This is a genomic window from Amycolatopsis sp. YIM 10, assembly GCF_009429145.1.
In the GTDB taxonomy this organism is placed as follows: Bacteria; Actinomycetota; Actinomycetes; order Mycobacteriales; family Pseudonocardiaceae; genus Amycolatopsis.
Window position 1 is genome coordinate 810,012 of the sequence record NZ_CP045480.1, and the last position, 21,231, is coordinate 831,242.

Below are 21,231 nucleotides of genomic sequence, written 5' to 3' on the forward strand. Positions count from 1 at the left end.
AGGGTGAATTCATGCAGGTTGACGCGGTGTACGAGAACGCGCGGGTCTGGACGGGCGAGTCCCGCACCGACGCGCTCGCGGTGCTGCACGGCCGCGTGGTGGCACTCGGGGACGACGCGCGCGAGCTGTCCGCGCGCCGCCGGGTCGACCTCGCGGGCGGCTTCGTGGTGCCCGGTTTCCACGACGCGCACAACCACATGGCCTGGTACGGCATGGGCCTGGACGACGTGCCGCTCGGCGCGTGCCGCAGCGTGGCCGAGGTCTACGACGCCATCGCCGCCCGCGCCCGCGAGCTGCCGCCGGGCGGCTGGATCATCGGCAGCGGGTACGACCAGAACAAGCTCGACGGCGGCCACCCGACCCGGCACGGCCTGGACCGGGCGGCCCCGGAGCACCTGGTCCGGTTGAAGCACACCTCCGGGCACATGACCGTGGTCAACTCGCGCGTGCTCGACCAGCTGGACCTGGCGAACATTCCCGTCGGCGGCGACGTGGTGACCGACGACCACGGCTCACCGACCGGGCTGCTGCGCGAGCAGGCCCAGCTCCTGCTGCGCCCGCTGACCTATCCGACCCCGCTGGAGACCGTGGTCCGCGGGCTGGGCCGGGCGTCCGAGCGGTACCTGTCCGAGGGCATCACCAGCGTGCAGGAGGCCGGGGTCGGTGGCGGGCTGGTCGGTGAGACGCCCGCCGAGGTCGCCGCCTACCAGCTCGCGCGTGACCGCGGCCAACTCGGTGTGCGGGCGACGGTGATGGTGGCGTCGAGCGTGCTGCACGACCTCGCCGACGTGGGATTCGGCATCGACCTGGGCATTCGCAGCGGCCTCGGTGACGAATGGCTGCGGATCGGCCCGATGAAGCTGTTCGCCGACGGCTCGCTGATCGGCCGGACCGCCGCGATGCACGACGACTTCGCCAACGACCCCGGCAACCGCGGCTACTTCCAGGTCCCCGAGGACGAGCTGGCCGAGACGATCCTGCGCGCGCACCGGGCGGGCTGGCAGATCGCCACGCACGCCATCGGCGACCGTGCGGTGACCGCCGTGCTCGACGCCTACGAAGCCGCGCTCGCCGCCCATCCGCGTGCCGACCACCGGCACCGGATCGAGCACTGCGGGGTGCTGCGGCCGCAGGAGGTCTCGAAGCTCGCCGGGCTCGGGCTGATCCCGTCACCGCAGGGGCGGTTCGTCAACGAGATCGGCGACGGCATGCGCGCGGCGCTCGGCCCCGAGCGCGAAGGCTGGTGCTACCGGCTGCGCAGCGTGCTGGACGCGGGCTGTGTGCTGCCCGCCAGCTCGGACCGGCCGGTGGTGAACGGCGCGCCGTTGCTGGGCCTCAACGACATGGTCCAGCGGCGGACCGCGGCAGGTCACGAGTTCGGGCCGGGGGAACGGCTGACCCCGGAACAGGCATTGCGCGCGTACACGTACGGCTCGGCCTACGCCGCCTTCCGTGAACACGAACTCGGCACGCTTTCGCCGGGCAAGCTCGCCGACTTCGTGGTGTTGTCGGCGGATCCGACGGTGGCCGAGAGCCTGCCGGAGGCCAGGGTGCTCGCGACCGCGGTCGCGGGCGAGATCGTCTACGAGGAGGACTGATGCCCGTTCGCGACGCGGTCGCCGGCGACATCGAGGAGATCTGCGCGCTGATCGAGGAGCACGCGGTCTACGAGGGCAAGGACGACCTGAAGCTGGACCGGGCCGAGATGGGCGGCTTCCTGTTCGGCCCGTCGCCGAAGGCCTGGGTGCTGATCGCCACGCCGCCGGACGCGGACACCGTCGCCGGGTTCGCGTTCTGCTCGTGGAACTTCTCCACCTGGGAAGCACGGCCGGGCATCTGGCTGGACGACCTGTTCATCCGGCCGGAGCACCGGCGCCACGGGCTCGGCCGGGAGCTGCTCGACGAACTGGCCAGGCGCACCCCCGGCCGGGTCGAATGGGACATGCAGGCGGGGAACGCCAAGGCCGAGGCCTTCTACGGGCAACTCGGCGCCGAACCCGTCCCCGGCTGGATCCGCTACCGCTGGCGCCCAAGCCCGAACACGTAGGCTGTGGGGCATGTCTGACAGCACCACTCGCCGATCGTCGTCCATCGAGGACTACGTCCGGGCGATCTACGGGCTGGTGGAGCGCGGCGAGGCGGTGACGAACACCTCGCTGGCCGGACGGCTGGAGGTGAGCCCGTCCTCGGTGTCGGGCATGGTCACCAAGCTCGCCCAGCAGGGCCTGGTCGCGCACGTGCCCTACCGCGGCATCGAGCTGACCGCCGAGGGCAGGCTGCTGGCCCGCGCGGTGCTGCGGCGGCACCGGCTGATCGAGACGTACCTGGTCTCCGAGCTGGGCTACACCTGGGACGAGGTGCACGCCGAGGCGGACGCGCTCGAGCACGCCGTGTCGGACCGCCTGGTCGAGCGCATCGCGGCGAAGCTGGGCAATCCCGTCCGCGACCCGCACGGCGACCCCATCCCGGCCGCCGACGGCAGCATCGAGGAGCTGCAGACCGCCATCCTGGACGAACTGCAGCCGGGAGTGGTCGGCGAGATCGTGCGTGTCTGGGACACCGACCCCGATCTGCTGCGCTACCTCACCGAGCACGCGATCAATCTCGGTGAGCGCATCGAGGTGGTCGAGCGCCAGCCGTTCGGCGGCCCGATCGTGGTCAAGGTCGGCTCCCCGCCGGACGCCGCGACGCACGCGCTGGGCAAGGAGATCGCGCAGGCGCTGAGCGTGGCCGTCCGCGCCCGCTGACAGTCCATAGTGGACAATCGTCGGGGTTGGAGATTATCGGCCCCCGGCGGGCATTGTTGCGCTTCGGTGGCGAGACTTCCGATCAAGCCGCTGCCCGGAATACGCTGCGGGACGGGCACCAGGAGCGGAGTCGGGGAAGATGACCGTTCGAACCGAAAACGGTGAGGTGCGGCTCCTGCTGGAGACCGGCCCGTTCGCGGCCGCGCTGCGCGCCGCCATCCGGGCGCGGGGACTCGGCCTGGAACGCATCCGGTACCGGCTGCTCGAACGCGGCGTGCCGGTCAGCCTGGCCACGCTGAGCTACTGGCAGTCGGGCCGTTGCCGTCCGGAGCGACCAGGGTCGCTGGCCGCGCTGACCGCGCTGGAGGACGTGCTGGGTGTACCGCCCGGCTCGCTCACCCGGTTGCTCGGCCCGCCGCGGCGGCGGACCTGAGCCGCGCCTGCTGCACCAGCCCGGCGACCACGGCGATCGCGGTGACCAGCAGGGTCAGCAGCATCGAGGTGCGGCTGGACTCGTTGACCAGCATCGCCACCACCACCGCCGCGAGCACCACCACGACAAGCAGCGAGAGCACCGGGAACGCCCACATCCGCAGCGACAGCCCGGCCTCGCCACCTTCGCGCCGCACGCGCAGCCTGCCGCGGATCTGGGTGGCGGTGATCCACAGGTAGACGATCAGCGCCACCGCGCCGGAGGAGTCGATGAGGAAGTTGAACACCGTTTCGGTCGGCAGGAAGTAGTTGGCCACCACGGTGGCGAAGCCCATCGACGAGGAGGCCAGCACCGCGCCGGCCGGCACCCCGCGCCGGTTCGTCCGGCCGAACAGCGGCGGCGCCTCCCGGCGGCCCGCCATCGAGTAGAGCATGCGCGAGGAGGCGTAGACCCCGGAGTTCAGGCAGGACAGCACCGCGGTCAGCACGATCAGGTCCATGATCACGCCGACCGCCGGGAAGCCGAGTCCGCTGAGCACCGCGGCGTACGGGCTGGCGGTGACCTCGGCGGAGTTCCACGGCAGCAGCGTCACCACGACCAGGATCGAGCCGATGTAGAAGACCAGGATCCGCCACACCACGCTGCGCATGCTCTTGCGCACGGCGTCCTCGGGGTGCCGCGCCTCACCGGCGGCGACGGTGACCATCTCGGTGCCGAAGAAGGACAGGAACACCACGGTCATCGCGGTCAGCACCGCGCTCCAGCCGTTCGGCAGGAAGCCGCCCTGTCCGGTCAGGTTGCTCAGGCCGGGTGCGGGCTGGCCGGGGAAGAAGCCGAGGATCGCGTACACGCCGACGGCGATGAACACGGCGATCGCGCACACCTTGATCATCGCGAACCAGAACTCGAACCGGCCGAACGAGCGCACGCTGACCAGGTTCACCGCGGTCAGCACCGAGGTGAAGATCAGCGCGGCCAGCCAGGACGGCAGCGCGGGCACCAGCTTGACGGTGATCGCGGCGCCGGTGATCGCCTCGAAGCCGATGATCACGCACCACTGGTAGGCGTACAGCCAGCCGATCGTCACGCCCGCCCACGAGCCGAGCTCACGGGTGGCGTAGGTGGCGAACGAGCCGGTGTCCGGCGACGCGACCGCCAGCTCGGCCAGCATGCGCATCACCAGCACCACCACCGCGCCCGCCACCACGTAGGCGATCAGCACGCCGGGACCAGCGGTTTTGATGGCCTTGCCGCTGCCGACGAACAACCCGGCGCCGATCACGCCGCCGATCGCGATCATCGACATCTGCCGCGTGCTCAGCGCGTGGTTCAGCTCGCTCATGCAGCCCCCTGGTCCCTTGGCGACGCTGGGGGCAGAGTTTGATCTCATCACCGGTTCGGGTCAACTCAGGGACAGGGAGTGGGATGCGCGCGGTCGTTTTCGAGGAGTACGGGGTCCGGCCGGTGCTGCGCGAGGTCCCCGATCCGGTGGCGTCGGCCGACGGGGTGGTGATCGACGTCGAGGCGACCGGCGTGTGCCGCAGCGACTGGCACTCGCTGCAGGGGCACGACAGCAGCGTCACGCTGCCGCACGTGGCCGGGCACGAACTGGCCGGGCGGATCGCTTCGCTGGGTGCCGGCGTGCGCGGGTGGTCGGTCGGCGACCGGGTCACCGTGCCGTTCGTCTGCGCCTGCGGGACGTGTGAGCAGTGCGCGGCCGGGCACGGGCAGATCTGCGACCGGCAGTTCCAGCCCGGCGCCACGCACTGGGGTTCGTTCGCTGAGCAGGTGGCGATCGAACGGGCCATGGTCAACCTGGTGCGATTGCCGGACGACCTCGGCTTTGTCACCGCCGCCGCGCTCGGCTGCCGGTTCGCCACGGCGTTCCGCGCGGTGCTGCGGCAGGGCGAGGTGCGGGCGGGGCAGTGGGTCGCCGTGCACGGGTGCGGTGGCGCGGGGATCTCGGCGGTGATGCTCGCGGGGGCGGCCGGGGCGCGGGTGGTCGCGGTCGACCTTTCGCCGTCGGCTCTTTCGCTGGCTTCTTCTCTTGGTGCCGAAGCGACGGTGTCCGGTGGTGACACCGCTTCGGCGGTCAAGGAGATCACCGGCGGCGGCGCGCACCTGTCGCTGGACTGCGTCGGCCTGCCGTCGACGTGCGCGGCTTCGATTTCCTCGTTGCGCAAGCGGGGAATCCACGTGCAGGTCGGCCTGATGCCACCGGCGCAGGGCGTTCCGCCGATCGCCATGCACGAGGTGATCGCCGGTGAGCTGCGGATCGTCGGCACGCACGGGCTGCAGGCCCACGAATACCCGGAAATGCTTTCGCTGGTGGCTTCCGCCGGTCTCGACCTCGACCGGCTGATCGGCCGCCGGATCACCCTCGACGAGGTGCCGGACGCGCTGCTGGCGATGAACGAACCGGTCGCGGCGCACCAGGGCGTGACTGTCGTCGACCGCATGAGCTAGCGGTTTTGTCGGTGCTGCCCGGATCATTTCCCGGGTGACTGAACGCCTGATCGGCACCGACCGGATCGACGAGCCGGAGTGGGCGGCCGTCGACCGGCGCGTGGCCGCCTCCAGCACCTGGGCGACGCTCCGGGCGATGCCGCGCGCGGCCGGGATGGTGGTGCGCCTGGCCTGGGACACCTCGCCGCGGCTGACCGTGCTGCTCGGTGTGCTCCAGGTGCTGTCCGGGTGCGTGACCGCGTTCGGCCTGCTGGCCACGGCCGACGTGTTCACCCGGCTGCTGGAGGCCGGTCCCACGCCGGACCGGGTGCTCGCCTCGCTGCCCGCGATCGCGGTGCTGGTCGGGTCGTACGCGGTGCGCGCCTTGCTGGAGTCGGCGGTCGGCGCGGTGCAGGGCGAGCTGAAGCCGCGCGTGGAGCGACTCGCCGAGGACGAGGTCACCGTGGCGGTGGTGACCGTCGACCTGATCGCCTTCGACGACGCGGACTTCCGCGAGCTGGCGCGGCAGGGCGGGCAGTACGGGGTGCGGGCGGTGGCGCAGAGCGTCACCCGGCTGTCGGACCTGTGCTCCTCGCTGATCGCCATGCTGGCCGCGGTGGTCACCGCCGGGCTGCTGAACCCGTGGCTGGCGCCGGTGCTGCTGGTGGCCGCGGCGGCCGACGGCTGGGCGTCGATGCGGGTGGCGAAGCTGAACTACCGGACGTTCCTGCACCTGGTCGGGCGGCAGCGTCGCAAGTGGATAGTCGACGACGTGCTCACCGGGCGGGACGCCGCACTCGAACGGCACGCGCTGACCCTGCAGGCACCGCTGCTGGCCGAGCACCGCGCGCTGTGCGACGAGCTGACCGCGGCGGACGTGCGGCTGGAGCGGCAGACCACGGCGATCCGGCTGGTCGGGCGGCTGCTGGCCGGGATCGGCACCGGGCTGGCGTACGTGGTGCTCGGGTGGCTGCTCTACACCGGGCAGCTGGAACTGGCGCTGGCCGGCACGGCGGTGGTGGCCATGCGGACGGCGTCGACGGCGTTGTCGAACACCATCTACGCGGTGAACTCGCTGTTCGAGGAGTCGTTCTACGTGGACTTCCACCGGGAGCTGAAGGAGCAGTCGCGGCAGCGGGCCCGGCGGTCGTCGGCGGTGGCGGCGCCGTCGAATCCGGCGACGATCCGGCTGGAGCACGTTTCGTTCACCTACCCGGGGCAGGCGGAGCCCGCGCTGCGGGACATCTCACTGACCCTGCGGCGTGGCGAGGTGGTCGCGCTGGTCGGCTCGAACGGGAGCGGCAAGACCACGCTGGGCAAGGTGCTCACCGGGTTGTACCTGCCGACACGTGGCCGGGTCAGCTGGGACGGCGTGGATCTGGCCGAGGTGGACATGTTCTCGTTGCACGACCAGGTCGCGGTGATCTCGCAGGAACCGGCGAAGTGGCCGATGACCGCGCGCAACAGCATCCGCATCGGGCGGCTGGGCCGGCCGATGGACGGTCCACAGTGGACTTCGGCGCTGGCGGAATCCGGTGCCGACGAGGTGCTCGCCGGGCTGCCACAGGGGCCGGACACGGTCATTTCGCGTTACTTCAAGGACGCGCAGGAGCTTTCCGGTGGTCAGGCGCAACGCTTCGCCGTCGCCCGCGGCATCTTCCGCGACGGCGCCGTCCTGGTCGCGGACGAACCCACCGCCGCGCTCGACGCGCGCGCCGAGGCCCGGGTCTTCGCCGGCCTGCGCCACGCCAGCGGTAACCACGACGGCACCCGGCGCACCACCATCCTGGTCACCCACCGGCTGGCGAACATCCGCCACGCCGACCGCATCCTCGTCATGGACCAGGGCCGCATCACCGCCGACGGCACGCACGAAACCCTCATGCGGACCTCCGGCCTCTACCGGGAGTACTACGACCTCCAGGCTTCGGCCTATCAGGGGTGACGGCCTGGCCGGCTCGCATAGGTGCGGGCCTTGGCCCGGTTTCCGCACACGCGCATGCTGCACCAACGCCGCGCGCCCCTCGGGGACGAATCCCAGAAGGCCCAGTAGCAGTTGTCCCCGGGGCATAGACGGAGTCGTTGCCATTCCCCGGCGGCCTGTGCTCGCGCGTACCCGATCACCAACTGCGTGAGAGCCCGCATGGCCGGCGCGAAGGCCACCGGCGCGAAGGCGGCCTCGGCGGTGGCGGTGAGCGGGAATCGCTTGAAACAGCTGGTGTCCACCGGATCCGAAGGCGCGTGGTTCGCCAGCGCCAGTCCCCGCAAGGCGGTGCGCAGTTCGAGGGCCAGCCGGAATTCGGTGGAAGAAGCCGAAGCCACGCCCAGCCACGAGGCCAGCGCGGCAGCATCGGTCAGCTGGTCCGTTCCCTCCTCGACGTCCATCGAGTTGACGAATTCCAGCACCGGTTCCAGGTACTCCGGCAGTACCCGAGGCGCGCCCGCCATCGAACCACCTCCCGCTTGACAAGCCCACTCTAACCGATAGAAGCTCATAACCGGTTATCCCGTACAACTGGTTAGGAGTGCTGGTGTCCACGCAGGTCGAGCCGCACCTCCGCAACGAGTGGTCGTTGCTGGTCTTCACCGCCACCACCAATCTCGCCGACGCCGTCACGAAGGTCGCGCTGCCGCTGCTCGCCGCCTCCCTGACCCGCTCGCCGACGCTCGTCGCGGGTGTCGCCGCGATGCTGTCCCTGCCGTGGCTGGTCACCGCGCTGCACGTCGGCGTACTGGTCGACCGGCTCAACCGCCGCGGTCTGATGCTCGCCGCCGAACTCGCGCGCCTCGCCGCGATCGGTGTCGCCTTCGTCGCGTACCTGACCGGCACGACCAGCCTTCCGCTGATCTTCGGCGTCGCCGGGGTGCTGGGCGTGGCCGAAGTCGTCGCGCTGACCGCGGCCGCGTCGATCATCCCGGCGGCCGTTGCACCCATCCGGCGGCACAAGGCGACCGCGCGCATCACCGCGGTCGAGTACCTCTGCAACGGATTCCTCGGCGCACCCGTCGGTGGCTTCCTCGTCGCCGCCGGTGCCGGGCTCGCGCTCGGCGTGACCGGCCTCGTCTACGCGGCGGGAGCGCTGCTGCTGCTCGTGCTCACCGGGAACTTCGCGGCGAAGGCCACCGAACGCGGATCCGTCCACGCCGAAATCCGCGACGGCCTCAACTTCCTTTGGCAGCACCGGGTTCTGCGCACGATGGCCTTGCTCGTGGCGGTGATGGCCGGGGCGTGGAACGCCTGGCTGGCGATCCTGCCGCTCTACGCCGTCGCGCCGGGACCGCTCGGTTTCGACGCGCGCGGTTACGGTCTTCTGCTCACCTGCCTCGGCGCGGGCGGGGTGCTCGGCGCGCTTCTCGTCGGCCCGGTCAACCGGCTGATCGGCCGCCGCTGGGCCATGTTCGCCGATCTTGTCGGCTCGTTCCTGCTGGTGGCCGTGCCCGCGGTGTGGACGAACGCCTTTGCCGTCGCCGCGGCCGCGTTCGCCGCCGGGATCGGCGGCACCATGTGGACGGTCAACGCGCGCCTGCTCAGCCAGGAACTCGTGCCCGACCACCTGCTCGGCCGGTTCAACGCGGCGTACCGGCTGGTCAGCTGGGGTGCCGCGCCGGTCGCCGCCGCGCTCGCCGGCGTGCTCACCGAACTCGCCGGTTTCGGTGTCGCGTTCGGGTTCTTCGCCGTGCTCGGGGCGTTGACGGTCATTCCGTTCTTCCGCGTGATGACCGCCGAAGCGGTCAAGTAGGGCGGGCCCCACCACGCATGCTGCGGCGCACTCCAGTGCCTCGGCAGACCCCGCGCGAAATGCTCGATCCATGAGCGTACGGCGTATCGCGCGGTGGAGCGCGACCCATCCCTGGCAGGCGATCGTGGGCTGGCTCGCCTTCGTCGCCATCGCCTTCGCGGCGGGCACGTTGACCGGCACCAGGCAAGCCAGTGGTGAGGATTTCTGGATCGGCGAAGCGGGCCGCGCCGAGCAGATGGCCGCCGAAGCCGGGATTTCCCGGCCGCCGGTGGAGAACGTGCTGATCACTCCCGCGTCCGAACCGGTCGCCGCCGAGGTGGCACAACGGGTGCGGGGCTTGCCCGGTGTCGCGGGCGTCGACGAACCGCGGCGGTCGCCGGACGGCGGCACCCTGCTCGTGGTGATCACCATGGCCGGTGACGACCAGTTGGCGGGCGAGCACATCGAACCGGTCATCGAGCAGACCGATGCCGTGGCCGCCGCGCATCCGGACGTGCGGCTGACACAGACCGGCGACGCCTCGCAGGAACGCGGTCTCAGCGCGCAACTCGGACAGGGCGTGCTGATCACCAAGGCCATCACGCTGCCGGTGACGCTGCTGATCCTGTTCCTGGTGTTCGGTTCGCTGCTGGCCGCGGGCATTCCACTGCTGCTCGCGATCACCGCGATCCTCGGCTCGGTCGGCCTCTACGGCCTGGCGTCGGTGTTCTTCCCGGACGCGGGTGGCGCGGTCACCAGCATCCTGCTGATGATGGGCATGGCCGTCGGGGTCGACTACTCGCTCTTCGCGCTCAAACGCGTTCGCGAGGAACGTGACCGGTCGCGCGGGCAGCTCAGCCACGCGGCGGCGGTCGAGATCGCGGCGGCGACCTCGGGGCGGGCGATCGTGGTCTCCGGGCTGGCGGTGATCGTTTCGCTGGTCGGGCTGTACCTCGCGAGCGACATCATCTTCTCCTCGATCGCCACCGGCACGATCATCGTGGTCGCGGTGGCCGTGCTCAGCGCGGTCACCGTGCTGCCGGCGCTGCTGGCGAAACTGGGCCCGCGCCTGGAGGGCGGGCGGCAGGCGAAACCGCCGAGGCTGTGGAACCGCCTGCTGCGCCCGGCCGTCGAGCACCCGGTCCCGACGCTGCTGGTCGGCCTGCTGCTGATCGGCGCGCTCGCCATTCCCGGGTTGAACATGAAGCTGGGTGTGGAAGGCATCAACAGCTTTCCGCGGTCGGTCCCGGAGATCGCCGCCTACGACGAGCTGGTCAGCACCTTCCCGGACCGCGGCGCGTCGCACATGGTGGTCATCCGCGGGGACGACGCCGCCCGGGTCGCCGAGGACATGGCCACTCCCGGCGCACGCATCGTGTCCTCTGTGGACGGTAGGACGCAACGGCTCGAACTGCCGATCCCTTACTCCGCGGGCACTCCGGAGGCCGACGTCTCGCTGGCGCAACTGCGTGCCCAGCCGGTGCCGCCCGGGGTGGAGCTGGCCATCTCCGGTGAGCCCGCGCGTGGCGTGGACTATTCGGCGCACCAGGCGGAACGGCTGCCGTGGGTGGTCGGATTCGTGCTGCTGGCCACCTTCCTGATGATGGCGCTGGCGTTCCGCTCGGTGGTGATCGGCGCGCTGGGCCTGGTGCTCAACCTGCTCTCGGTGCTGGCCGCCTGGGGTGCGCTGGTGGTGGTCTTCCAGGGCACCTGGGCCGAGGGACTGCTCGGCTTCACCTCCACCGGGTTCATCGGCTCACGAACCCCGCTGATGCTCTTCGCGATCCTCTTCGGACTGTCGATGGACTACCAGATCTTCGTGGTCAGCCGGATTCGTGAGGCGGTCGAGCGAGGCCTGCCGACCAGGGAGGCGGTGGTGGACGGCATCACCGGCTCCGCGCGGGTGGTGACCAGCGCCGCGCTGGTGATGGTCTCGGTGTTCATCGGCTTCATGTTCATCGATCGGATCGAGATGAAGCAGATCGGTCTCGGCCTGGCGCTGGCGGTGCTGCTGGACGCGGTGATCGTGCGGATCCTGCTGCTTCCCGCGGCGATGTCGTTGCTGGGCAAGGCGTCCTGGTGGCCGGGCCGGGTGCGGGAACCGGCTCCGCCGCTCCGGACCCCGGCAGCTCGAGCCTGATCCGGCAGCCGGTGTCGCCGACCACGGCGATCCGGCCGCCGTGCAGTTCGGCGACCCACCGGGCGATGGCCAGGCCCAGCCCGGTGCCGCCGTTCCCGGCCCGCTCACCGCGGGTGAACCGCTCGAACACGCGCTCGCGCTCGGCGGGGGCGATGCCCGGTCCGTCGTCGGCGACTTCGATGGCGAGACCGGTGCCTTCGGCGGTCGCCAGCACCCGGACCTCGCCGCCCGCCGGACCGTGGCGGACGGCGTTGTCCAGCAGGTTCGCCACCACCTGGTGCAGGCGTTCCCGGTCGGCGAAGGCCAGCGCGCCCGCCGGGCTCACCTCGACGGTGAACCGCGCGTCCGCCTGGGTCTCGGCGACGGCTTCACGCAGCAGCGGCTCGATTTCGAAGGTTTCGCGGTGCAGCGGCTGGACGCCGGCGTCGATCCTGGACAGGTCGAGCAGCTCGGTGACCAACCTGCCGAGCCGTTCGGTCTGGCCGAGCGCGGTTTTCAGCGCGTCCTCGCCGGTCACCCCGTCGACGGCGTTCTCCAGCACCGCCCGCAACGCGGTGATCGGCGTGCGCAGCTCGTGCGAGACGTTCGCGATCAGCTCGCGCCGCTGCTGGTCGGCGGCGCCGAGGTCGGCGGCCATCCGGTTGAACGCCAGCGCCAGTTCGCCCACCTCGTCGCGCGAGGTCGCGCGGACGCGCCGCGAGTAGTCGCCTTCGGCCATGGCGCGGGCGGCCGCGGTCATCTGCCGCAGCGGTTTGGTCATGCCGTGTGCCAGCAGCTGCGTGGTGACCAGCGCGATGACCAGCGCCGCGATCGCGGTCCGCGGCGGCAGCCAGCCGATCTGGTAGCGGAAGAAGATCAGCGCCGCGCCGGTCGCGCCCACCACCAGCAGGCCGAGCTTCAGCTTGATCGAGCGCACCGGGTCCAGCGGGCGGGGCAGGCTCATTTCGCCTCCAGCGCGTAACCGACGCCGTGCACGGTCCGGATCAGATCGGCGCCCAGCTTGCGGCGCAACGCTTTCACGTGGCTGTCCACCGTTCTCGGCGGACCTTCCCAGCCCCAGACCTGCGACACCAGTTCCTCGCGGGAGAACACCGCGTCCGGGCGGCGCGCGAGCTTGGTGAGCAGCTCGAACTCGATCGGGGTCAGGTGCGGTTCGGTGCCCGCCCGGCGGACGCGGCGGCGGACCGGGTCGATCTCCAGGTCGCCGACGACGATGCGCTCCGGTGTCGCCGCTTCGGCCGTGGCCGCGCGGTCGGCGCGCCGGAGCAGCGCGTGCACGCGGGCGGCCAGCTCGCGGATGGAGAAGGGCTTGGTCAGGTAGTCGTCGGCGCCGACGGCCAGCCCGACCAGCAGATCGTTCTCGTCGGCGCGGGCGGTGAGCATCAGCACCGGCACCGGACGGCGGGCCTGGATGCGGCGGCAGACCTCCAGACCGTCGTACCCCGGCAGCATGATGTCGAGCACGACCAGGTCGGGATCCCCCGCTTCGGCGGCGGCGACCCCGGCCGGTCCGTCGTGCGCGAGTTCCACCGCGAACCCCTCGGCCCGCAACCGGGCGGCGACCGATTCGGCGATCGTCCGCTCGTCCTCCACGATCAGCACTTTCCGCTGCATGCGCCGACTCTAGGCGGCCATGGCGGTACGGTGGACAATGCCCGACCCGCACACCTGAGCGAAACGCGGACTCGATTTTGTCGGACCCGGATGCGAACATGTGTTCGTGTCAGATCAACAACTACTCACGCGGGTGCGCAAGCTGCTCGCGAAGGCCGAGGACCCGGCGGTCACCGAGGCCGAGGCCGAGGCGTACAACACCAAGGCCGCCGAGCTGATCGCCCGGTACGGCATCGATCGCGCGGTGCTGGCCGCGGCCGGGCGGCACACCGACACCATCACCAGCGTGAAGATCCCGTTGCACAACCCGTACAGCAAGGACAAGGCGCAGCTGCTGAGCTGTGTGGCCGATCCGCTGCGCTGCCGGGTGGTGTTGTTGTGCCGCGGGCAGGCCGTGCAGTCGGTCACCGTGTTCGGCTTCCGGTCCGATCTGGACCGGGTGGAGCTGCTGTTCACCAGCCTGTTGCTGCAGGCGACCACCCAGCTGGCCAGGGTGCGGCCGGGCTGGGCGGGGCAGGGGCAGACGGTCGCCGCGTACCGCCGCACGTGGCTGGCCGGTTTCGCCTCGGCGGTCCGCCTGCGCCTCAAAGCCGCCGAATCCCGTGCCGTCGCCGAGCACGACGAGCCGGGCGGGCAGTCCGCCGAACTCGTCGTGCTGGACCGGAAAAAGCTGGTCGACGATGCCTACGACGCCCAGTACGGCCGCCTGCGCAAAGCCTCGCCCCGCCACCTCTCCGGCACCGGCTACACCGACGGCCACTTCGCCGGCCGCCGCGCCAACCTCGGCACGACGCACCTGAAAGGCGGTGGTATCGCGCTGCCCGCCCGCACCGCTTCGTGACCGCCTTTTCGGCTGCCACCCACCGAGAACCCGCACGCGGCCCGAGCCTTCGCTGCCCGAGTCCGCCTCTTCGCGACCGGGGCTTTGCTGCTTGGGCCCGGCTGTGTGCGGCGGGTCTTCGCTGTCCGGGTGTGCCCTTTCGCGGCCGGGGCTTTGCTGCTCGGGCTCGGTCGTGTGCGGCGGGTCTTCGCTGTCCGGTTCGGCCGTGCGCGATCGAGGCTTTGCTGCTTGGGCTCGGTCGTGCGCAGCGGGTCTTCGCTGTCCGGGTGTGCCCTTTCGCGGCCGGGGCTTTGCTGCTCGGGCTCGGTCGTGCGCAGCGGATTTTCGCTGTCCGGGTTCGTCCTTCGCGGCCGAGGTTTTCCGCTCGGGCCCAGCCGTGCGCAGCGGAACTTCGCTGGCCGGTTCGGCCGTGCGCTGCCGAAGCCTCCGCTGCCCCGGGGTTGCCCGTGCAGTGGTGCTCCGCTGCCCGGGCCCGTCATCGGGGCGGACCCGGGTCCGGGACATCGCGCCGGATGCGTCAGGAGCGGTGGACCTGGAAAGGGGAGAAGCTCTGCGCGACCGGCATCAGCTCGAGCACGTTCACGTTGACGTGCGCGGGCTGCGAGGTCACCCAGTGCACCGACTCGGCGATGTCCTCGGCGCTCAGCGGCTGCATGCCCGAGTAGACCTCGTCCGCCCGGTCCTGGTTGCCTTCGAAGCGCACCACCGAGAACTCCGTGCCGCCCACCATGCCGGGTTCGATGGAGGTGACGCGAACGCCCGTGCCGTGCAGGTCGCTGCGCAGGTTCAGGCTGAACTGGTGCACAAAAGCCTTGGTGGCGCCATAAACGTTCCCACCGGGGTACGGGTACGTGCCCGCGACCGAGCCCAGGTTGACCACGTGCCCCCGGCCGCGTTCGACCATGCCGGGCAGGGCGGCCCGCGTGCAGTGGACCAGGCCGGCGCAGTTCGTGTCGATCATCTGCTGCCAGTCGTCCGGGTCGGCCTTGTGCGCGGGGTTGAGCCCCTTGGCCAGGCCCGCGTTGTTGACCAGCACGTCGACCTCGGCGAAGGCCGCGGGCAGGTCGGCGAACGCGGCGTTGACCGCGTCGCGGTCGCGCACGTCCAGTTCCAGCGGGTGCACCGAATCGCCGAGGTCGGCGGCGAGTTCGGCGAGTTTGTCCGCCCGGCGGGCGGTGGCGACCACCCGGGCGCCCTCGGCGGCGAACCGCCGGACGATGGCGGCGCCGAAGCCCGCGCTGGCCCCGGTGACAAAGACGGTTTTCTGTCGCGTACTCACGAGCCGAACCGTACTTCCCCGTCCGCGCCGCCCGCGACCGAAGAGAGAAAGGCCTCAAGCGCGCCGTCGAACTCGTCTCGCCGTTCGAGATTGGGCATGTGCGCGGCCCCGTCGACCACCACCAGCCGCGAGCCGCGGATGCGCCGGTGCATGAGTTCGGCGTCGGCCACCGGGGTGTATTCGTCGTCGGAGCCGACCACGATCAGCGTGGGTACCTCCACCGTGCCCAGCGATTCCACGTAGTCGAGCCGTTCCGCCCGGCCGCGCAACGCGGCGGCCGCACCCTCGGCCGGTGCCCCGCGCATCATGCCGAGCACGTGCTTGCCGACCTCGGGCAGCGCCTCCAGATTGTGCGGCGCCACCATCTTCGGCAGCACCTCATCGGCATACGGCGCCAGACCCTCGCGCAGCAACCGGTCCGCGGTCTCGTTGCGCAGTCTTTTGCCCGCGGAAGTCTCCCCGACCGGGGAGGTGTCGGCGAGCACCAAGCCGCGCACCCGCGAGGGGAACAGCCGGTGGAACTCCATCACGATCTGCCCGCCCATGGAGAGCCCGCCGAGCACGATCCGGCCCACGCCGAGCCGGTCGAGCAGTTCACCGAGATCGCGGGCGAAGGTCTCCAGGAAGGTCTTGCCCGGCACCACCGTGGTCTCGCCGTACCCGCGCAGGTCGGGCGCGATCACCCGCCAGTCCGGCCCGGCGAACCGCTCGACCTGTGGCGCCCACATGGACCGGTCGAAGGGGTGTCCGTGCACCAGCACCAACGGTTCGCCGGTGCCTTCGTCGGTGTACGCCACCGAAATTGCACCGAGGTCAATTCTTGCCATTTTCCCTGTTCTCCACGGCTGTAGTTGACAACCGAAGGCTAATACGAGGTAGATTGCGCAGGCAATGAAAACAATTACCTCGGTGCAATATGGGGAAATGCATGGATGACTTCCGGCTGATCGCCGACCGTCTCGCCGCCGACATCAACGAGGGCAGGCTCCGTCCCGGCGACCGCCTGCCGCCGCAGCGCCGGTTCGCCCGCGAGCACCGCATCGCGCCATCGACCGCGACCCGCGTCTACGGCGAGCTGGTGCGGCGCGGGCTGGCGGTCGGTGAGGTCGGCCGCGGCACGTTCATCCGTGCCGCGCGGCCGCCCGCCGATCCCGCGCTCGCCGAACCGGCCACCGCGCCGATCGATCTCGAACTGAACTTCCCGCTGTTGCCCGAGCAGGCGGACCTACTGGCGAAGAGCCTGAGCGGCCTGGTCCGCGTCGACGCGATGGGGCAGAGCCTGCGGCCGACCACCCCGGCGGGCACGCCGGCGGTGCGCGAAGCCGCCGCCGCGGCGTTGGCGCGCGGCGGCTGGACGCCCGAACCGGAGCGAATCCTCTTGGCCGGCAACGGAAGGCAGGCGATCGCGGCGGCGTTCAGCGCGCTGGCCGGGATCGGCGAGCGCATCGCGGTCGAGGCGCTGACCTATCCGGTGGTCAAGGCGATCGCCGCCCGGCTCGGCATCACGCTGGTCCCGATCGAGGTGGACGCGGACGGCATGGTGCCCGAGGCCGTGCGCGCGGCCCACCGGACCAGCCCGTTGCGCGCGGTGTACGTGCAGCCCGCGGTGCAGAACCCGCTCGGCATCACGATGTCCGCCGACCGGCGCCGGGCGCTGGCCGAGGTGCTGGTCGAACTCGACTTGCCCGCGATCGAGGACGGCGTCAACGGCTTCCTCCGCGACGACCTGCCGCCACTGCTGGCCCTCGCGCCCGAGCAGGTGATGCTGGTGGACAGCCTGTCCAAGCGTCTCGCGCCGGGCATGAGCCTCGGTTTCCTGGTGCCGCCCACCGGGTTCGCCGACCGGGTGGCCGCCGCGTTGCGGTCGGGCGGGTGGACCGCGCTGCGGTTCGCCATGGAGGTCGCGACGCGTTGCCTCGCCGACGGCACGCTCGCCGAGATCGAAGCGGCCAAGCGCCGGGACGCGCGGGCCCGGCAGGAGCTGCGAGCCGAGTGCCTGGCGGAGTTCACCGTGCGCGCCGACCCGGGTTCGTACCACTGCTGGTGGGAGTTGCCGGAGCAGTGGCGGGCCGAGACGTTCGTCGGCGCGGCCGCGCGCCGGGGCATCGCGGTGAGCCCGGCGGCCGCGTTCACCGTCGGCGCCGGGCACGCGCCCAGCGCGGTGCGGCTAGCGCTCAGTGGCCCGCCGCCGGAGCAGCTGCGGGCGGCGCTCGGCCAGCTCGCCGGGCTCGCGCGGGGGACTGCCGAGGACGCCGGGATCGAGTGAGCAGACCCCTTGCCCAATCAGTAAGGCAAGGTTAACCTAACCCGTGCTCAAAAGATCATTCGCACTGGTGGCGCTGGTGGTGCTGACGCTCGCGGGCTGTGCGTCCGACCCGGAACCCGCGGCCGAGGGGGACGCGGCGTTCTCGGCGACGGTGAAACACGCGTTCGGCGAGACCACCTTCACCAAGAAGCCGCAGCGTGTGGTCGCGCTCGGGTACAACGACCTCGCCGTGGCCACCGCGATGGGCCTCAACGTGGTCGGCGCGGTGAAGGGGTACGACCCCGGCGTGCCGCAGGCGCCGTACCTGAGCAAGCAGCTCGGGCCGGAAGTGCTGACGCTCGACATGAACGGCATCAGCTTCGAGCAGGTCGCCGCCTATCGGCCGGACGTGATCCTCGCCGTCTCGATGGTCACCCTCGACGCGCCGGGGTACGAGAAGCTCAGCCGGATCGCGCCGACGCTGCCGTTCGAGACCACGCTGTACGGCGGCTCGATGCAGGACGACGCGCTGCGGATCGGCCGGGCGGTCGGGGACGAGGCCGGGGCGCAGCGCCTGGTGGACGCGGCCGCCGCGGAGATCACCAAGCTCAAGGCGGACCTGCCGGGCCTGGCAGGCAAGTCGTACCTGTTCGGGCAGGCCAGGGGCGAGGTGCTGCCGCTGGTGGTGGGCAAGGACAACCAGACGACCAAGTTCATGAACTCGCTCGGCCTGAAGATCCCGGACGCCTTCGCGAACGCGGAAGCCACGGCCGAGCTCGCGCCCGGCACCATCGGGTTGTCCTACGAGCAGGTCGAACAGCTCGACAGCGCGGACGCCCTGTTCATGACCTATCCGAGCGCGGTCGACAAAACGACCTTCGAGAGCAACTCCTTGGTGCAACGGCTGAAGGTGGTCGGCGAGGGCCGGTTCCAGGCCGTCACCTCGGACACCGCGCAGGCGTTGCAGGCGCCGAACGTGGCCGCGGTGAAGTGGCTGCTCGACCAGCTACGCCCCACGCTGACCCGGATCGGACAGGTGTAGCACCCGGTATTGGACGCCTTGGTGCGCCGGGGTTTCCCCGGAGTGCAGGGTGAACCGCGTCAGTTCCCAGCGGCGCAGGTCGACCGCGAGCACGGTGGCGTACACCGAATCGCCGACGGCTTCCGTGCGGGCGCGGGCCACCGCGTCGGCCGGCGCCTCGCCATCCACAATGGACTCTGTGGTGCGGACGGCGGTGGTGGCCGTGCTCGCCGGTCCGCGCACGATCTCGACGCCGAGCCAGTGCGAGACCGGCGGCCTGCCGAAGCTGTCGCAGAGGCCGCGGAACCCGTCGCTCCACAGGAACCGGTTCATCGCCTCGGCCGAATCCCACCAGTAGAACGGCGCGTACTGGTTGACGCCGTGCACCTCGCGCTCGCGCACGCAGTACGCCTTGAAACCGAGGCCGTCGAAGGCATCGAGCGCGCTGCCCCTGGTGGCCACGCGGTGCCGGATGATGCCCATGTCGTAGTCGGCGGGCAGGGTGATCTCGTACTGCATCGCCTGCATCACGGCCGCCTGACGAGCAGGTTCAGCACGCCTTCGACGGCGCGTTCGAAGCCTTCGGGTGAGCCGGAAGCCCGCGCCAGCACGTAACCGCCCTGCAGCGTGGCGATCACGGTGGCCGCGGTGTCGGCCGGATCCAGCCCGGCGAACTCGCCGTCGGCCTGGCCTTCGGTGATCACCTCGGCGAGCCGGTTCCGCAGCCAGTCGAAGGTTTCCTCGACCGGGCGGCGCAGTTCGGGGCTGCCGATCACGTCGGGGTCCTGGGTGAGCCTGCCGATCGGGCAGCCGCGCAGGATCTCGCGTTCGCGGTGCAGGTACGCGGCGATGCGCTCGGATGCCTTGCCCGGCCCGGAAAGTTCGCCGTCCGCCTTCGCCCGGATGACCTCGGCCGTTCGTTCGACCGCGGCCAGCGCGAGCTCGGGCTTGCCGGAAAAGTGGTGGTACATGCTGCCCTGCCCGGCGCCCGCGCGCTGCTGGATGGCCTTCGGGCTGGTGCCGACGTACCCGCGTTCCCAGAGCAGCTCGCGCGTGCTCTCGATCAACCTGTCGCGCGTGTCCATGCCAGTACCGTACATACCAGTAGGTACAAAGACAACGTGGTGACCGGATCGGTCCGCATCGAGGCCTGATCCGGCCTGTCGCCGAGCCCGGCACGCGGTCAGGCTGGAGGCATGAACAGAGCCCTTCTGGTGATCGACGTCCAGGAATCGTTCCGGCGGCGGGACAACTGGCGGCACGTCTCGGCCCCGGACATCGTCGATCGGGTCAACCGGCTGGTGACGGCCGCGCGCGCCGACGGCGACCTGGTCGTCTGGGTGCTGCACAACGAGCCGGGCACGGGCGGGGTGTTCGACCCGGCGAGCGGATTCGTCCGGCTGATGGACGGTCTCGAACCGGAGCCCGGCGAGCCGCTGGTGCACAAGACCGCGCACAACGCCTTCACCACCACGAACCTCCAGCAGACGCTGACCGCGCGGGGTGTGCGCGAGGTGGTGGTCTGCGGCATCCGCACCGAGCAGTGCTGCGAGACGACCGCGCGTGTCGCCTCCGACCTCGGCTACGACGTCACCTTCGTCACCGAGGCGACCGCCACCACGCCGCTGGCGCACTGGGAGGCGCCCGCCGGCCGGACCGCGGACGAGGTGCTCGCCGACCCGCGCACGCTCCAGGCCGACCAGCTCATCGCGCGGACCGAATACGCGCTGGCCGGCCGGTTCGCCACCATCCGGACGATCGCCGAGGTGGCCGGTACGCTGACCGGATCGTGACCACTGTCGCCTTCCTGCTGGTGCCCGAGCTGCACCTGCTCGATCTCGCCGGCCCGGCCCAGGTGTTCTCCAGTGCCGGCGACCTCGGCCTGGACTACCGCCTCCGCTACCTCGCCGAACGACCGGAAGTGCCGACGGCACAAGGGGTTCCGCTGAACGCGGAGGTGGAATGGCCGACGCTGACCCGGGACGACCTCCTGGTGGTCCCGGGCTGGCGCGCGCCGGAACTGCGCCGGAACGGCCCCATCTCGGACGAGGCACTGGCGTGGATCCGGGCGCACCACCGCGCCGGTGGACTGGTGGCCAGCGTGTGCGCCGGCGCCGACGCGCTCGGCCGGGCCGGGCTGCTCGATGGTCGCCGCTGTACCACCCACCACGCGCTCCAGGACGAGCTGGCGCGCCGCTATCCGCTGGCCACCGTGGTGCGCGACGTGCTCTACGTGACCGACGGCCGGGTGGTCACCTCGGCCGGGATCGCCAGCGGCATCGACCTGTCCCTGCACCTGATCGCCGTGCGCCACGGGCCCGGCTTCGCCGCGCGGATCGCCCGCGAAATGGTCGTCTACGCCCGGCGCAACGGCGAAGAACCCCAGGCCAGCGCGATGATGCGGCATCGGGACCACCTCAACGACGCGGTGCACCGCATCCAGGACCTGATCGACGAGCGCTTCGCCGAACGCCTGCGCCTCGCGGACCTCGCGCGTTCGGCCGGGTGCGGCGAACGCACGGTCACGCGGTTGTTCGGCCGGGTCACCGGCCTGACTCCCTTGCGGTACCAGCAGGTTCTGCGGCTCGAACGCGCCGAGCACCTGATCGGGCAGGGCATGACCGTGGAGCACGCGGCCAGGGCGGTCGGCTTCGAGGACGCGCGCATGTTGCGGCGCCTGCGCTCCCGAGCCTGACGCACTCCAGTTTGAGTACCCCGCGTGTTACGCTCGCTCGCCTACTCAAATT

Annotated in this window: 20 protein-coding genes and 1 pseudogene; 13 read left to right on the forward strand and 8 right to left on the reverse strand. The window is 71.1% G+C overall.

Annotated features, from left to right (window positions below; all coding sequences use genetic code 11):
• The first annotated feature begins 11 nt into the window (after positions 1-11).
• From YIM_RS04060 to YIM_RS04075, 4 genes are all read left to right on the forward strand, one after another.
• Complete coding sequence (locus YIM_RS04060; RefSeq protein WP_153029053.1) at positions 12-1,598, forward strand: amidohydrolase; 1,587 nt, start codon at positions 12-14, stop codon at positions 1,596-1,598.
• Positions 1,598-2,047: a GNAT family N-acetyltransferase gene (locus YIM_RS04065; RefSeq protein ID WP_153029054.1), complete on the forward strand. Its 450-nt coding sequence runs from the start codon at positions 1,598-1,600 to the stop codon at positions 2,045-2,047. The genes YIM_RS04060 and YIM_RS04065 overlap by 1 nt, the downstream gene beginning before the upstream one ends.
• 10 nt (positions 2,048-2,057) lie before the next feature.
• Complete coding sequence (locus YIM_RS04070) at positions 2,058-2,747, forward strand: metal-dependent transcriptional regulator (RefSeq protein ID WP_153029055.1); 690 nt, start codon at positions 2,058-2,060, stop codon at positions 2,745-2,747.
• A 139-nt stretch (positions 2,748-2,886) separates the two neighbouring features.
• Entirely contained in the window at positions 2,887-3,180 is a 294-nt protein-coding gene (locus tag YIM_RS04075) for a transcriptional regulator (protein WP_153029056.1), read from the forward strand.
• Here YIM_RS04075 and YIM_RS04080 read toward each other — a convergent pair.
• A complete protein-coding gene (locus YIM_RS04080; protein ID WP_153029057.1) occupies positions 3,143-4,522 on the reverse strand; it encodes an amino acid permease in 1,380 nt (459 codons plus the stop codon). The genes YIM_RS04075 and YIM_RS04080 overlap by 38 nt on opposite strands.
• Before the next feature lie 83 nt (positions 4,523-4,605).
• Between YIM_RS04080 and YIM_RS04085 the strand changes: the two genes are divergently transcribed.
• Together YIM_RS04085 and YIM_RS04090 are read left to right on the forward strand one after the other, a co-directional pair.
• Positions 4,606-5,646, forward strand: a complete 1,041-nt coding sequence (locus tag YIM_RS04085; RefSeq protein WP_153029058.1) for an alcohol dehydrogenase catalytic domain-containing protein — start codon at positions 4,606-4,608, stop codon at positions 5,644-5,646.
• A 34-nt stretch (positions 5,647-5,680) separates the two neighbouring features.
• The gene (locus tag YIM_RS04090; protein ID WP_228004542.1) at positions 5,681-7,570 is read left to right on the forward strand and encodes an ABC transporter ATP-binding protein; all 1,890 of its coding nucleotides are present in this window, start codon (positions 5,681-5,683) and stop codon (positions 7,568-7,570) included.
• Here the strand turns inward: YIM_RS04090 and YIM_RS04095 are convergent.
• The gene (locus YIM_RS04095) at positions 7,561-8,073 is read right to left on the reverse strand and encodes a CGNR zinc finger domain-containing protein (protein ID WP_194240035.1); all 513 of its coding nucleotides are present in this window, start codon (positions 8,071-8,073) and stop codon (positions 7,561-7,563) included. The genes YIM_RS04090 and YIM_RS04095 overlap by 10 nt on opposite strands.
• 83 nt (positions 8,074-8,156) lie before the next feature.
• On the opposite strand from YIM_RS04095, the gene YIM_RS04100 reads away from it, so the two are divergent.
• Together YIM_RS04100 and YIM_RS04105 are read left to right on the forward strand one after the other, a co-directional pair.
• Positions 8,157-9,365, forward strand: a complete 1,209-nt coding sequence (locus tag YIM_RS04100) for an MFS transporter (protein ID WP_194240036.1) — start codon at positions 8,157-8,159, stop codon at positions 9,363-9,365.
• 235 nt (positions 9,366-9,600) lie between these two features.
• Complete coding sequence (locus tag YIM_RS04105; RefSeq protein WP_228004956.1) at positions 9,601-11,484, forward strand: MMPL family transporter; 1,884 nt, start codon at positions 9,601-9,603, stop codon at positions 11,482-11,484.
• Here the strand turns inward: YIM_RS04105 and YIM_RS04110 are convergent.
• A pseudogene (locus YIM_RS04110) lies at positions 11,468-12,427 on the reverse strand (sensor histidine kinase); the annotation flags it as partial. The gene YIM_RS04105 and the pseudogene YIM_RS04110 sit on opposite strands and share 17 nt — an antisense overlap.
• Entirely contained in the window at positions 12,424-13,098 is a 675-nt protein-coding gene (locus YIM_RS04115; RefSeq protein ID WP_153029062.1) for a response regulator transcription factor, read from the reverse strand. The pseudogene YIM_RS04110 and the gene YIM_RS04115, both read right to left, overlap by 4 nt.
• Before the next feature lie 100 nt (positions 13,099-13,198).
• On the opposite strand from YIM_RS04115, the gene YIM_RS04120 reads away from it, so the two are divergent.
• Positions 13,199-13,939: a DUF2786 domain-containing protein gene (locus YIM_RS04120; RefSeq protein WP_153029063.1), complete on the forward strand. Its 741-nt coding sequence runs from the start codon at positions 13,199-13,201 to the stop codon at positions 13,937-13,939.
• A 517-nt stretch (positions 13,940-14,456) separates the two neighbouring features.
• Here the strand turns inward: YIM_RS04120 and YIM_RS04125 are convergent.
• Both YIM_RS04125 and YIM_RS04130 read right to left on the reverse strand, forming a co-directional pair.
• Entirely contained in the window at positions 14,457-15,218 is a 762-nt protein-coding gene (locus YIM_RS04125) for an SDR family oxidoreductase (protein ID WP_153029064.1), read from the reverse strand.
• Positions 15,215-16,045, reverse strand: a complete 831-nt coding sequence (locus tag YIM_RS04130) for an alpha/beta fold hydrolase (RefSeq protein WP_153029065.1) — start codon at positions 16,043-16,045, stop codon at positions 15,215-15,217. Before YIM_RS04130 ends, YIM_RS04125 begins: the two co-directional genes overlap by 4 nt.
• Positions 16,046-16,146: 101 nt before the next feature.
• Here YIM_RS04130 and YIM_RS04135 point away from each other — a divergent pair, with 101 nt between their 5' ends.
• On the forward strand, positions 16,147-17,484 hold the full coding sequence (locus YIM_RS04135) for a PLP-dependent aminotransferase family protein (protein WP_153029066.1): 1,338 nt from the start codon (positions 16,147-16,149) through the stop codon (positions 17,482-17,484).
• A gap of 43 nt (positions 17,485-17,527) precedes the next feature.
• Complete coding sequence (locus YIM_RS04140; RefSeq protein ID WP_153029067.1) at positions 17,528-18,505, forward strand: ABC transporter substrate-binding protein; 978 nt, start codon at positions 17,528-17,530, stop codon at positions 18,503-18,505.
• On the opposite strand, the gene YIM_RS04145 is transcribed toward YIM_RS04140, so the two are convergent.
• Together YIM_RS04145 and YIM_RS04150 are read right to left on the reverse strand one after the other, a co-directional pair.
• Positions 18,470-19,012, reverse strand: a complete 543-nt coding sequence (locus YIM_RS04145) for a DUF4865 family protein (protein ID WP_153029068.1) — start codon at positions 19,010-19,012, stop codon at positions 18,470-18,472. The two genes, YIM_RS04140 and YIM_RS04145, sit on opposite strands and share 36 nt — an antisense overlap.
• Entirely contained in the window at positions 19,012-19,569 is a 558-nt protein-coding gene (locus YIM_RS04150; RefSeq protein WP_153029069.1) for a TetR/AcrR family transcriptional regulator, read from the reverse strand. The genes YIM_RS04145 and YIM_RS04150 overlap by 1 nt, the downstream gene beginning before the upstream one ends.
• Before the next feature lie 111 nt (positions 19,570-19,680).
• On the opposite strand from YIM_RS04150, the gene YIM_RS04155 reads away from it, so the two are divergent.
• Together YIM_RS04155 and YIM_RS04160 are read left to right on the forward strand one after the other, a co-directional pair.
• A complete protein-coding gene (locus tag YIM_RS04155) occupies positions 19,681-20,277 on the forward strand; it encodes an isochorismatase family protein (protein ID WP_194240037.1) in 597 nt (198 codons plus the stop codon).
• Positions 20,274-21,179 carry a GlxA family transcriptional regulator gene (locus tag YIM_RS04160; RefSeq protein ID WP_153029070.1) on the forward strand — a complete coding sequence of 302 codons (906 nt, stop codon included), beginning with the start codon at positions 20,274-20,276 and terminating at the stop codon, positions 21,177-21,179. Before YIM_RS04155 ends, YIM_RS04160 begins: the two co-directional genes overlap by 4 nt.
• Positions 21,180-21,231 lie beyond the last annotated feature (52 nt).

Coding starts and splice junctions, on each gene's coding strand:
- YIM_RS04060 (WP_153029053.1), top strand. CDS start 12: ATGCAGGTTGACGCGGTGTACGAGAACGCGCGGGTCTGGACGGGCGAG.
- YIM_RS04065 (WP_153029054.1), top strand. CDS start 1,598: ATGCCCGTTCGCGACGCGGTCGCCGGCGACATCGAGGAGATCTGCGCG.
- YIM_RS04070 (WP_153029055.1), top strand. CDS start 2,058: ATGTCTGACAGCACCACTCGCCGATCGTCGTCCATCGAGGACTACGTC.
- YIM_RS04075 (WP_153029056.1), top strand. CDS start 2,887: ATGACCGTTCGAACCGAAAACGGTGAGGTGCGGCTCCTGCTGGAGACC.
- YIM_RS04080 (WP_153029057.1), bottom strand. CDS start 4,522: ATGAGCGAGCTGAACCACGCGCTGAGCACGCGGCAGATGTCGATGATC.
- YIM_RS04085 (WP_153029058.1), top strand. CDS start 4,606: ATGCGCGCGGTCGTTTTCGAGGAGTACGGGGTCCGGCCGGTGCTGCGC.
- YIM_RS04095 (WP_194240035.1), bottom strand. CDS start 8,073: ATGGCGGGCGCGCCTCGGGTACTGCCGGAGTACCTGGAACCGGTGCTG.
- YIM_RS04105 (WP_228004956.1), top strand. CDS start 9,601: ATGGCCGCCGAAGCCGGGATTTCCCGGCCGCCGGTGGAGAACGTGCTG.
- YIM_RS04115 (WP_153029062.1), bottom strand. CDS start 13,098: ATGCAGCGGAAAGTGCTGATCGTGGAGGACGAGCGGACGATCGCCGAA.
- YIM_RS04130 (WP_153029065.1), bottom strand. CDS start 16,045: ATGGCAAGAATTGACCTCGGTGCAATTTCGGTGGCGTACACCGACGAA.
- YIM_RS04135 (WP_153029066.1), top strand. CDS start 16,147: ATGGATGACTTCCGGCTGATCGCCGACCGTCTCGCCGCCGACATCAAC.
- YIM_RS04145 (WP_153029068.1), bottom strand. CDS start 19,012: ATGCAGGCGATGCAGTACGAGATCACCCTGCCCGCCGACTACGACATG.
- YIM_RS04150 (WP_153029069.1), bottom strand. CDS start 19,569: ATGGACACGCGCGACAGGTTGATCGAGAGCACGCGCGAGCTGCTCTGG.
- YIM_RS04155 (WP_194240037.1), top strand. CDS start 19,681: ATGAACAGAGCCCTTCTGGTGATCGACGTCCAGGAATCGTTCCGGCGG.